The sequence below is a fragment of the Clostridium sp. UBA7503 genome, assembly GCF_002477055.1.
Classification (GTDB): Bacteria; Bacillota; Clostridia; order Clostridiales; family Clostridiaceae; genus Clostridium_J; species Clostridium_J sulfidigenes.
In genome coordinates this window covers 62,685-76,165 of sequence record NZ_DLNT01000059.1, presented here as the reverse complement: position 1 = coordinate 76,165, position 13,481 = coordinate 62,685, and the positions used below count along the sequence as shown (strand labels likewise).

Sequence of the window (13,481 nt, the reverse complement as noted above, 5' to 3'; positions counted from 1 at the left end):
CCCTAAATTATAAATGAGAATTTTCACAAAATAAAGTATTTTTAGTAGATTTACTGTAGAATTTTCTATATTTGAAGATTTTCAAATATTTTTTAAATATAATTATAATATTTTAAAAAAACATAAAATTGTACTACCATTGCTAAAATATTTATTAAAATTTATATAAAAAAGGTTCCTCTCGGAACCTTTTAATTATGATAATAATCTTGAATTTNNCACTTATGTCAATGTTTATATTTTTATGTCCTATATTTCTTTGAGTATTATGGATATTCAAACTATTATCTTCTTTTTTTGCTATATGATTTTTAAGATTAATAATCTTTTCACTATCAATATTCATTATTTTTTCATATATAGGAAGTAGCTCATTAGTATTCTTATTATTTAAGCCTATATTAATGATTGCTATTTTTTTTATTCCATAAATACAACTTAACAAATTTTCATTGTTGGCGATATAATGAGAAAATTCAGTAAACTCGTCCAATAAGTGACTACAACCATATAAATCCAGTTCGGATATAGTTGAAGGTCTTTTTTTGCCTTCTTTGAAATCTAAATCCCCTACTTCATTATTTAATATGGTACCACCTTTTTCTATGACAGCTCTTTCTAAGTTTAAATCATTTAACTCTAAACAATCATCTATTCTTACCTGAGTTCCAATATCTATATGATACATAATAAAATTTTTAGCTTCTTCCTTAGATTTGACAAGAATACTGTGAATACCAATTTCCTCAAGTTTATTCATCATATCTTGTATTAATATGCTTACAGAAGTTCTATTTACCATACATATTACACCTCCTAAGGCAGTTAAATATTTTCTTTACTTATTTATATGGATGTAATTACTATTTTATGATATCAATGAAAGATTTTATAATATGAGCTGTAAAACCCCAAATTACATAATTATTCCACTTATAAAAGTATTCATCTAATACCCCCTTTGAAAATTTGTAATCCTTACCTCCGTTTATTAAATGAAAGGGAAATCCATCTTGATTTATTGGACCAATATCCATTTTATATAGTAATGGTTGTGTATCAATAAAAAATTTTATTGGTACCTTAAATATATGATCAACTTCACTTGTATTAAACCTAATATTACTTGTATTAAGTTTAGCGATATAGGGACGCATTATCATGTGGTATGGTGATAAGAAATAATCCATTTCACCAATAACTTCAAAATCTTCTTTTTTAATATTCATCTCTTCCATGGTTTCTCTTATTGCAGCATCTCTAAAAGACTCTCCTTCTTCAACCTTTCCACCAGGTAGACAAACATCTCCAGGCTGACTATTTAATTTTTTAGCCCTAACTTGAAAAATTATATAAACCTCGTCTTCTATAACCTGTAGAAGAATCATCACTGCTGCTTTTTTCATAGGTTGTATAGATGCGGACTCCCTATCTTTAAAAATATCATTTATTATATCAATATTTATATTTGTCATCAGTTCACTGCTCCTTCTAAATGTCTTATATATAGCATACCACAATATTAGATAATAAAAATATAACATATTATTAATAACATATTTTTTCTTTGTCCTTGTTGAAAATTACAGTAAATGTTATACTAGATAGGACTTATTTAATTCTAAAATATAAAATTGGAGAGATGACTTGTGAAAAAGAGAATTTTATCATTATGGGTATTTTTTACTTTAGTGTTTACCTTTTCTTTCTCAACTATAGCCATTGCAGAAACTAAACTTGAAATCGTCGGTACTTCTGCTATTGTTATGGACTTAGAAACAAAGGAAATAATCTATTCTAAAAATATCGATGAAAAGAAACAACCAGCCAGTATTACTAAGCTGATGACCGCTTTACTATTAGCTGAAAATAAAAGTAAAACTGATTTACTTACTTATCCAGCTGCAGCCTTAGAAGAAGATCCTTATTCTTATGGACTTAATGTTCATCCAGTAACTCCTGGAGATACATTTACCAGTAAAGATGCGATGGACATACTACTTCTTTATTCAGGTAATGATATTGCTTATATGGTTGCTGAAAATGTTGGTGGAACAAATGAAAAGTTCATTACAATGATGAATGAAAAAGCTAAAGCTTTAGGTATGACTAATACTAATTTTGTAACACCTAATGGCCTTGATGATAACACTGATGATCACTATACTACAGCATATGATTTATCCCTATTATTAAATGCAGTTTACAGTAATGAGTGGATTAGAGAAACTATGTCTAAAAAGGAATCTGAAGTAAAATCTACTAATGGACCTTCATCAATAGTTGAAAATAGAAATAAACTTATAGGTTTAGATGGAAACATTGGTGGAAAAACTGGTTATACAGAAAAGTCTGGAAGGTGCCTGGCTGCTTTATATCAAAGGAATGGACATACTTTAGCAACAGTAGTATTAGGTTCAGATTATAATTTTCCAGTAGACACTCAGGTTTTTGAAGATACTACAAACCTAGCTAATTATGGCTTCAATGCAGAAAAAGAGGTCTTCAAAACTAAGAACACTGAAATTTCAGAAGTTACTATTGAATATAAAATTTTACCTCTTATAGGACCTAAAAAAGCAATTAAAGTTCCAGTTACTATTCATGAGGATATTTCATTATATCCAACAGACTTAGAACCAGAATTTAATTCTGAAGTAGGTAAGATAAATATTTGGACTTTAAGTAAAGATAAATCTATTGGTAAAGCTACTGTTAATATAAAGGGGTACGAAAAACAATATGATATATATTCTGGACTATCCAATATGGATATAATAAAAAGTAATATCATATATTATGTATTAGCTCTATTAGTATTAATAGTAATAGGATCTTTAGTAATACTAATAATATCTAAAATAAACAAAAAACGCAGAAAAAAAAGAAATCGTATATATAGATAGTTTTAAAGATTCCCTATGTTAATATTAATCACAGGGAATCTTTTTTTGTGTAAATATTTGTAATTTTATATACAGTATATTTTTATATTTACTAATTAATTTTATATTGTAATAAGTAAATATAAATTTTGTACTATTTATTTTATCATTTTCAATTATGACAATGATACTTATGATTATATTTTGCGGTAAAACCTAAAATACTAAATAAACTTTATAATGTCTTCAATTCTATCTATTATAAAATCAGGGTTATATACTTTAATTTTTTCTATATTTAACGCGGTATAATTTACTAGGCAAGTTTTTGCTCCTGCATTCTTTCCGCATAATATATCATTGTGGCTATCTCCTACCATTATAGTTTCATTAGGGTTAACCTTAAAGGCTTCACAGGCCTTTAACACTGGTTCACCATCTGGCTTATGTTTACTACTATCTTCTGGAGTAATTATTACATCAAAATATTTCTCTAAGTCAAAACAATTAAGTCCTCTTAAAGCTGTTCCTCTTTTTTTAGATGTAACTATTGCTAATTTTAATCCCTTATCTTTTAGTTTTAATAGTCCATCTTCCACGTGATCATAAGATTTTATGTATTTATCATGACAATTAAGACAGTATCTTATGTATTCATCAACTAATTCATCAGCTCTCTCTTTATCATATTCACTCAATACATCTTTAAGTGGTATGCCAAAGGATTCTACAATTTCCTCCTTTCCTATATTTAATCCTAAATAATTATTTAATACATAATTAAAGGAAGTTAATATTAATTCATTGGTGTCTATTATTGTACCATCTAGGTCAAACAGTATTGCTTTAATCATATCTTTTTACTCCTTATTTATAAGTAATTTTAGGGGTACGTACCACTTTGAATAACTAAATCCATGGTTATCTATATATTCACCCTTTATATCCTTCACCATCACTGTAGCTCTTTTATTAATATTACTAATTATTCCTTCATACAATATACCTTTGTATTTAAATTGAACAACTTGTCCTTTAAGAAATGAGTTATTTATGCTTTTATTGAAGGTATCTTTACTCTTTAATATTTCATGATAACTACTTGTATGTCCAAATAAATTAAAGGCTAGATTCTTAAATATTTCACCTTTACAATTAGAGCTTCCATACTCACTAAATTCTATCACATGGCAAAGCTCATGCTCTAAAATGAGCATAAGAGCTTCTAGTGCATCCTTAGCTTCTATTCCACATACAACTTTACTTCTATTATCTTCTATATATTCTTTTATGACTCTATTACTTATTCTAATCTCATAGGTACAGTCTCTTCCTCTTTTTGAAAAGATAGTCTTTCCACCACTTGAAGTCATCCTATTGGATAAGGATACCTTAATACCCTTTGGTATAGCATTTACTAAATACCCCTTTAATACATAACCATCATATATATCTATAAGGTTAGAAATGTTTTCTAATGTCAAAATATCTAGAGAATTTAGCACATTAGGTTTATGTCTTCTGCAAAAATCTTTCTTTATAAAATCTCTCATATTCACTTTATCATTTTTGTTAACTTCAGTGTCAATCATTAAGTATGTAATACCTTCCTTAAATAGATTTTTTCTATAAAAAATGCTGAGCATGCACTATAATTATATTACATGCTCAGAGCTTATCTAATATTTAAAGCATTTTAACACAGACTAACTTAATATTTTATTGATTTATATATAAGTCTGCTTAATTGATCTTTTTCTTTTGCACCTTCTATACTTCTTAAAATTTCCACATTAATCTTACTTATATCAATATTTAATTCTTCAATATGACTTTCTAAGGAATTTATTGCATTTAAAAGCCTTGTCTTTTTATTATCTTTAACTATTACCTTATCTGCAAAAGATTTAAGAGCAACATATGTCAAGATTAGTACATCTTCAGTCTCTAAAAATTCTTCATAATTTTCCACAAGATATACTACAGCTTTAGTTAGTAGATTTTTATATATTTCTATCCCTTCCCCATGGAGAGTAAAAGCTACTATACTCCTAGCAGTATATATAACCTTATCTATTTTATCATCTTCTACAGATTTACCAAAGGCACCACTTGCTAATTGTTGCGTTGCTAGCACACGTAAGAACTCTGATTTATCTATACCCTCATCCATTAAATTTTCTAATTTCAATTCATCTAGACTTTGACTATAGTAGAACTTCGGAGAAATTATATTTGTATCACCCTTATTGAAATCTATGTTAACTGGTAAGAATTTTCTCATAACTCCCCCCAGTACAGGTTCATAGATTTCTTCTATTAAAACAAAGGAAGTTTCATCACTTATAATTCCAATATCAGTAGATAACTCTATAATCTTATTTTTCATAGCCTCATGAACTCCTCCACGTTCATAGACGATTCTATTTTCTAAAGATTCTATTCTTTTCTTATACCAAACCTTTTCGATTAAATTTGCATTAACCTCTAAGTCTAATTTAGTTAGAACTATTCTTCGTTGTATTCTTCTATCTCCAACCATACCATTAAGAGTAACAATACCTTCTAAATCCCCATCTATCTTAGCAAATATTGAAAATGGTTCTCCATCATACATATATTCTATGGTTCTAGGGTAAGTCTTCTCAACCTTCATTCCACCCCAATCAATTTCAATATCTGTTATTTGTAGTCCTCTTATTCTATTGAACTGATTTAAGATTACATCTTCAATTCTAATACTTCTATTAATAAATTCTGCTTTTCCAAAGGTAATTCTTGCTATTTTATTGATGAAATAAGTATTAACAGAGGCATCTATTCCAAAAGGGAAAATTCTGCTTCCAACACAAGTTTTTTCTACATAATCAAGAATCTCTTTTTCATCATCCACCACGTCATCAGTAAATAAAACGATAGTATTTTCTTCTCCTTTATCTTCATTTAAAAAGGCATATTTTATTCCATCAAATATATTAGCATCATTTTCACAAGCTAAATTATCTATCCATTTAGACGCTTCCTTTAAATTCTCATCATTAAATTCAACTCTCCTACTCTCTGAAAAATGCTTTAGGGTGTCACCCATAGCAACTATGTTAAAGGTATCACCTTTATATAAATTTCTAAGACATAAGTGTAAAGCAGTTTTAGCCTCCTTTAACTTATCTCCTTCCATGGATTCTGATATGTCTATAAGGAATATATAGTTTCCATTTTTCTCTTCTACATCCTCTTCAATTTCAGGTAGAAATCTCAAATAAACAATTCCATTGTCTTCGCTATAATTCTCATATATAATTCCACTTGTTTCACTGGAATTTTCCTCTAAATAAATTGTCATAGCACTATCCAGAATTTGCTCTTCACCATGAAGGGTTATTTTGTATAAATTGCTCTCATCATCCTCTTCTTCTTCTTCTACCTGAATTTTATGAGTATTACAAGAAAATTTAGCACTTTCAAAGGTCTCTACTAATAGATTTAAAGATAATTTATAGTTTTCTTGTTGACTTTGTTCTTCATTATATGGATTTTCTGGAAGTACAATCTTAGGTATAATTAACTTAAGCTTGGAATGTTCATATACTAGCTCTTCAATATAAGAGATCTTTATAACTACAGTTTCACCTTTTAAAATTGTTCCAATTGACATTTTAAAATAGTTGTTATTTAGTTCTTCTAATATAAGTTTACTTCCTGAATCCTCTCCAATATTTTCATAAATTTTCTCTATTTCTTTTTTATCTTCTACTTTACCTTTTATAACACTGCCACCTATATTTGCTTCAAAACCTGAAATAACAGCAGTATCTGGTATAGGGAAGGTATAAATTCCTTTTACATCATCTTCACCAATATTTTCATAAACATGGCTAATTGTAAATTCAACAAACTCTCCACAAATATTACCATCTATATCTACCTTTTTTAACAATATTTCTCCCTTAGAAATATTGTTCTGTAACTTTTCATATTCCATAACCTCACTCCTTTTATGTTATATACCTTTCCTTCAGAAGGAGTTTTTCCTACCTCTGAAGGATAAATTATTATCTAGAGACTTAGCCATATTCATATAGTTTCATATAAAAATTTCAATAAATTATATTGTACTACATAACTTCTTTTATTACTCTTAAAGCATTCTTATATAATATTTTTTCTATGTGGCTTTCATGATATCCTTCTTTTTGTAGTTCTGTTATGAGTTTATCTATCTCCCCCATATTACTAATTTCTAGATTTTTAGGATTTATTCCATCAAAATCACTACCTAGGGATAATACATCTATACCCCCAACATCATAAATATGATTTATATGTTTAACCATATCTTTAACAGCACTTTTACTTCCGCCTTCTATTAAGAAAGATTTTTCAAAGTTGATTCCAGTTATGCCCCCCTTTTCACTAAGAGTTCTAATCATATCATCAGTTAAATTTCTGCTGTGATTACATACAGCTCTACTGTTTGAATGTGATGCTACAAAAGGTTTCTTACTATATCTTGATACATCATAGAACCCTCCATCTGATAGGTGTGAAACGTCAATAATCATGCCTAGCCTATTCATTTCTTCAAGGGTTTCTAATCCAAAGGTTTTTAACCCTTTATTTTGAAACTCTTCTCTGCAATTTGGATAACCTATACTATTTTCATAATTCCAGGTTAATGTCATAAGTCTAACTCCTAGGTCATAAAAATTTCTTAAATTCTTAAGAGAGCCTTCTATAGCTTCACCTTCTTCAATGGTCAAGAAAGCTGATATTTTATCCTCCTCCTTATTCACTTTAAAATCCTTATAATTTTTTGCTACAGATATTTCATGATTATTTTTTTCTAATTCTTCATAAAATTTATTTAGCATATCCATGGCTCTATTAAATGCCTTAGGATGCTCATTAAGATCAATAAACAAGGCAAAAAATTGTGCCAAGGACTTACCTTTTATTAATTTTTCTAAATCAATAGCTAGATTATTTCTCTTTAATTCCATATACTTATTATCTATTAAATGACAAATTGTATCACAATGTAAATCAATTATACTCATATTATATCCCCCTTAATTCTAAGACTATATTTTCTGTTAAATTACGAATTTACAAGTTATTTATTACCATATATATTGAAATTCTATCCCTATTATCTATATTATAAATTCTCCTTCTTTATTTATATATCCTTCTTTTTCATCTATTATAACCTTACATATTCCATCATAAAAGTTATCTACTTCATGAAATTTAGGCTCTATAACTATATGGCCTTTTAAATCTACAAAACCCCACTTCTCGTTAATTTCAACAGAAAATAAACCTTCACTATACTCAAGAACATTATCATACTCTATAGGTATTATTATGTTCCCACTTCTATCTATAAATCCATATTTATCTTCTATGGAAACTGCTGCATATTCTGTATTGAAATTATCCGCCCAGCTATATGTTTTTTCAATAACAAAGTCACCAGCATTATTAATATATCCCCATATATTATCTTGGGATACAGCTGCAAGACCATTAAAAAATTCGTTAGTGAAATCAAAATTCCCGTCTATCTTTATATTAAAGTTTTCATCCACATATACATTTTTACCCTCTAATCCCACATTGGCTAAACCTTCATTAAAGTTGTTAGCATATTCATATATAAATCCGCTAATACACTGACCTTCCCCATTTATATATCCATAGTTCTCACCTTTTCTAACTATAGCAAGGCCATTCTCTTCAAACTCATCAGCTTCATCAAAGGCAGGCGATATAATCATCTTACCGTGGCTATTAATATATCCCCACTTTCCTAATATTTTAACTGCTGCAAGTCCTTCAGTGAATCCTTTTCCTTCTTCATATTTTATTGGTATTATCTCATTGCCCTGTAAGTCTATATATCCATATCTATGGTTTAACTCAACTAAAGCCATTCCTTCACTAAAATAATTTATATCATCATATTTGGGAGCTATTATATAATCTCCTTGTCTATTGATAAAACCACATAATCCATCTACTTCTACAAAGCCCATTTCATCCTCAAATTCATCGGAAAAATCAAAAATAAAAGGAACTATAGTTTTTCCACTTTCATCTATATAACCATATTTATTATCTAATTCAACTGGATACATTTTCATAATCTTTTCTCCTTTGCTTTTTAAATATATGAATATTATACCATTTATACGAATAAAAAGTCTTATATTATCTTAATTAAAGATAACCTATTATATATATTTAACTATTTAAAAACTATTATTTCATACCTTATATATTATTAATACAATGTCTATTTAATTATACTAATTGTTAGTAATTATAATTTATATTATAATTAAAAGGATGTAATAATAAGTGTAGGTATCTCTACACAATACAAAGGAGTGTTAAATATATGAAAAATTGTATAGTAGCTCAATCAGGTGGTCCTACATCTGTAATAAATGCTAGCGCAATGGGAGTATTTAAAGCAAATGAAGAACTACACTATTTTGACAATGTATATGCAGGAATTAACGGTATTGAGGGAATTTTAAATGAAAATATAATAAATCTTTCTCATATTGACAGTGAAGTTATTGACAGATTAATCTATACACCATCTTCAGGACTTGGATCTTGTAGATACAAATTAAAAACTTATGAAGATAACAAAGAAGAATACATAAAACTTTTTGAGATTTTTAAGAAGCATGAAATTGATACTTTCTTCTACATTGGTGGAAATGATTCTATGGATACAGTTCATAAACTTAGTAACTATGCAAAAGAGCATAACCTTCCTGTAAAATTCTTTGGAGTTCCTAAAACTATAGATAATGACCTTCCAGTAATGGATCATACTCCCGGTTTTGGAAGTGCTGCTAAATTTATATCAACTATAGCCCTAGAAAACAAACTAGATGCTAGTGTGTATACTGCAAAAAATGTATTTGTTATAGAGGCAATGGGCCGTGATACAGGATGGCTAGCTGCAAGTTCTTGTATTGCTACATTAAATGGAGAACCAGTGGTAGATTTAATTTACCTTCCTGAAGTTGCCTTTGATGAAGCTAAGTTTTTAAAAGATGTGGCTAAAAAATTAGAAGTAAAAAATTCTGTAATTGTAGTAGTTTCTGAGGGAATAAGAACAGCAGATGGTACTTTCATTGGTGAAATGGGTGGTACTGGTCTAGATAAATTTGGTCACGCTCAATTAGGTGGAGTTTGTAGTTATATTAAAAATGTAATCACCGAAAATGGAGTTTGCAAAAAAGTAAGAGCCATAGAACTTTCAACTATGCAACGTTGCGCAATGCACTTTGCTTCTCAAACTGATATTGATGAAGCCTTTAATTGTGGATTTGCTGCATTAAAATACTCTAGAGAAGGTGAAAGCGGTTATATGATAGGTATTAAGAGGGTTTCTAATTATCCATATGAATCAGAAACCTTTGCAGTGCACACTTCAAAGGTAGCAAACTCAATAAAATATTTTCCTAAGGAATGGATCAATGAGGAAGGCAATAATGTAACTAAAGAAGCCTATGAGTATACACTACCTCTAATTATGGGAGAATCAAAAATTCAATACGAAAATGGTCTTCCCAAATATGCTTTTATAACAAAATAATATTAGCAATTTAATTTACCTATATTAAAAGGAGTGATTTTTTATTAAAAATCACTCCTTTGTACTAATTTATGTATTATATTAAGAGACATTTTAGTTTTAATCTAAAGATAATCAGTGTTATTTCTGTCAGTGTGATTTTAGTTACCTGCTGTATCTGTATTATCTTCTTCTACATAATTAGGATAAAACTCTTTTCCACCAGCTTTAACAGTAATTACATTATTAGTTACAGCTACATCAAATTTAGTTTTTAAAGATTGTGATGTTGGAAATTTACCATCAAAGTATTTATTACCTATTTCCGTTATATCACTTTCTTCAATAGGTCCTGAAGCACTTATATCTCCCTCTATTATCCCAGTTTTAACTGCCATAGCTATGGCATTAGCATTTGAAACATCTGTTTTTTCTTTAGCTTCATCCACTTTAGATACCATTGTTGGTGCTACGGCTAAGGCTAATACACCTATTATCCCTAAAACTACTAGTAACTCAATTAAGGTAAATCCCTTTTTCTTAGATCTATTAGTTTTCTTATTCACACTATTCCTCCTTTCCTTTTTGATTTAAGAATTTATGTAACAATTCACGTACATAAACTATGATATCCATTAGATACATAATTATACAATAATTTCTACTTTTTTCTAAAAATTTATATATATTTTCTATAAAATATTTTCTTCATAAATAAAAACACCTAGGCTTTATTTTAATCCTAGGTGTTTACAATATTTATATACTAATTATCATTTAATTTTTCATTACACTTTTCTTTTATAAGAAAAGCTTCATCATAATGATCGTCAATAACTATAGCTTCTTCTGCACACTTTAATGCTTCTTTAAACTTTCCATCTTTAAAATATATTTTAGCTTTAAGCAGGTAGTATCTTTCATCATCAGACATCTCTATAGCATTATTAATAAAGGTTAAGGCTTTGTCATATTCAAAATCAACTATAGCATAAAAATAATACGCTATTATATAGTAAATTTTATCTTGCCTTGTATATAAATTAAATATACCCATTAAGAAACTAAGAATTTCTTTTCTTGAAAGAAAGGTTTTTCTTACGGTACCTCTATTCATATCTTTATAGGACATCTTAAATAAATAATCCACTGCTTCTGTGTACTTATATCTTCTAATATAAATACAAACCTTATTTAAATTCATATATAAATCATTAGGTGCTAGAGTAAGTGCTTGTTCCATATATCCCATGGACTTCTCATATTCCCCAATCTCAAAATGGGTTCTTGCTAAAAGGTTAAAGTATTTACCATTGTCACTTTTCAAGCTAATAGCCTTATTAAGATTATATATAACCTCTGAATAAGAAAACCAATCTAAATTATGAACTCCAACTAAATCCTTTAAGGAGGTTTTAGAACTATTTAAAAGTCTCAATACTAATACAATTGCCCTTCCTTTTCTATAATACCCATGAGGACCATCACTTTTCACCTCAATGAGCCTATCATATATATTTATAGCTTTATTATAGTTTTGTATCACTTTATATACTGATTGGTTTTTTACAATAACTTCATATTCCTCACCTAATTCCAAAGATAACACTTCTATATAATCATACCAAAAATCATTATCTAGTTCTAAATTAATAGCCCTCTTGCAGTTGTGTATTATTCTGTCACATCTATCATCTAAAATTAAATATTCATCTTCCTTTATCCTAAAAATTTCATCTCTAAGGAGATCTGACATACTTTTTTTATACTCATTATAATTTCCCATATATATATCTTCAGCTTCATACAATTTTTTAATTATACACTCATAGCTTTGAACTTTTATATTATAAGGTGATTCCTTATCTCTAGTTATGCCACCTAATACTTCTAATGCCTCATTATATTTTTTAAGTTTCATAAAAATAAAACCCTTATGATACAAGTAATTATAGTAATCTCTATTTTTGATGCCTATAACTTCATTTAAAACTTTTAAAATTATATCTACATCCTTAGTAAGTGAAGTTCTTTCCATAACAGCATCGATAAATTCCCTCACTTTATTATTTATATAGGATTTATTAATGTACTCCCTATCCTCATACTCTGAATTACTTTCTATTTGGTATAGAATTTTATATATATTAATCATCTCTAAAAAATAATTATTATCAATTAAAATATACTTTCCCTCTTCAACTAACTCTAGATATTTTACACTTACATATTCACAACTACTATGATAGTGGTCGTTTTCTTCTTCCTTAAGAATAACTTGAAGAAGTTTCATATAGTTTTCATAAAGATTATAATAATCTCTTATATTTATAAATTTCTTTATGTTATCTAAATATTGATTTTTTAAAATTCCCCCTAGTCTAGCTAAATTTTCACCAAATATCTCTACATCTCCATAACTACTATAACTCGAGAGAGCATAATTAAGTCCTACATAATAGGTTTCAAAAGCTTCTTCAAACCTATTTAATTTTTCTAAAGTTTTTCCTTTATGATTATAAATAAATTCATCTACTGTTATTCCAAAAGATAAGTTTATATAATAAAGTGCTTTTTCATAATCTTCTTCCTCATAATAGGCAAAGGATAAAAGGTCATATACTTCATCAGTTTTATTAAAGGTCATAGCCTTTTCTAAGGCATGAAAAGCATCCTTCCTTCTATCCAGCTTAAGGAGCATCTTTCCCTTTAATATGTAATAATCATATCCTTTATCATAATCTATCACACTATCTAATTTCACCAGTATCTTTTCAGCTTCTACCTTTGTTATATTATTATAATTATCATATTTTTCTTCTATGTTAAATTTGTTGTAATCCATATTCCCTCCTAAACATAAGATAAGCCCTACGCATCCATATTCAATTTTACCATATACGGGTATAAATCTAAATTAATAAATGATTAACTTTCATATATTGTCATATTATTTATATTTCATATGGATTATAATTACTATATTTTTTTTAAAA

10 protein-coding genes are annotated in these 13,481 nt (G+C 28.0%); 2 read left to right on the top strand and 8 right to left on the bottom strand.

The window, feature by feature from the left end; all coding sequences use genetic code 11:
• Nucleotides 1-863: 863 nt before the first annotated feature.
• On the bottom strand, nt 864-1,475 hold the full coding sequence (locus B3630_RS17090) for a CoA pyrophosphatase (protein WP_346900272.1): 612 nt from the start codon (nt 1,473-1,475) through the stop codon (nt 864-866).
• A gap of 174 nt (nt 1,476-1,649) precedes the next feature.
• On the opposite strand from B3630_RS17090, the gene B3630_RS17085 reads away from it, so the two are divergent.
• Nucleotides 1,650-2,906: a D-alanyl-D-alanine carboxypeptidase family protein gene (locus B3630_RS17085; protein WP_346900270.1), complete on the top strand. Its 1,257-nt coding sequence runs from the start codon at nt 1,650-1,652 to the stop codon at nt 2,904-2,906.
• 203 nt (nt 2,907-3,109) lie between these two features.
• Here the strand turns inward: B3630_RS17085 and ppaX are convergent, their stop codons facing one another.
• From ppaX to B3630_RS17060, 5 genes are all read right to left on the bottom strand, one after another.
• Nucleotides 3,110-3,739, bottom strand: coding sequence for a pyrophosphatase PpaX (gene ppaX, locus B3630_RS17080; protein WP_346900268.1), 630 nt, complete (start codon nt 3,737-3,739; stop codon nt 3,110-3,112).
• 6 nt (nt 3,740-3,745) lie between these two features.
• Nucleotides 3,746-4,477, bottom strand: a complete 732-nt coding sequence (locus B3630_RS17075) for a hypothetical protein (RefSeq protein ID WP_346900266.1) — start codon at nt 4,475-4,477, stop codon at nt 3,746-3,748.
• Between the two features lie 119 nt (nt 4,478-4,596).
• On the bottom strand, nt 4,597-6,867 hold the full coding sequence (locus B3630_RS17070; protein WP_346900264.1) for a VIT and VWA domain-containing protein: 2,271 nt from the start codon (nt 6,865-6,867) through the stop codon (nt 4,597-4,599).
• A gap of 133 nt (nt 6,868-7,000) precedes the next feature.
• Complete coding sequence (locus B3630_RS17065; protein ID WP_346900262.1) at nt 7,001-7,942, bottom strand: dipeptidase; 942 nt, start codon at nt 7,940-7,942, stop codon at nt 7,001-7,003.
• 96 nt (nt 7,943-8,038) lie between these two features.
• Complete coding sequence (locus tag B3630_RS17060) at nt 8,039-9,031, bottom strand: WG repeat-containing protein (RefSeq protein ID WP_346900260.1); 993 nt, start codon at nt 9,029-9,031, stop codon at nt 8,039-8,041.
• A gap of 257 nt (nt 9,032-9,288) precedes the next feature.
• On the opposite strand from B3630_RS17060, the gene B3630_RS17055 reads away from it, so the two are divergent.
• Entirely contained in the window at nt 9,289-10,506 is a 1,218-nt protein-coding gene (locus B3630_RS17055) for a 6-phosphofructokinase (protein WP_346900258.1), read from the top strand.
• A gap of 140 nt (nt 10,507-10,646) precedes the next feature.
• Here the strand turns inward: B3630_RS17055 and B3630_RS17050 are convergent, their stop codons facing one another.
• Both B3630_RS17050 and B3630_RS17045 read right to left on the bottom strand, forming a co-directional pair.
• The gene (locus tag B3630_RS17050; RefSeq protein WP_346900256.1) at nt 10,647-11,051 is read right to left on the bottom strand and encodes a type II secretion system protein; all 405 of its coding nucleotides are present in this window, start codon (nt 11,049-11,051) and stop codon (nt 10,647-10,649) included.
• Between the two features lie 200 nt (nt 11,052-11,251).
• Nucleotides 11,252-13,330 carry a hypothetical protein gene (locus B3630_RS17045; RefSeq protein ID WP_346900254.1) on the bottom strand — a complete coding sequence of 693 codons (2,079 nt, stop codon included), beginning with the start codon at nt 13,328-13,330 and terminating at the stop codon, nt 11,252-11,254.
• Nucleotides 13,331-13,481: the final 151 nt, after the last annotated feature.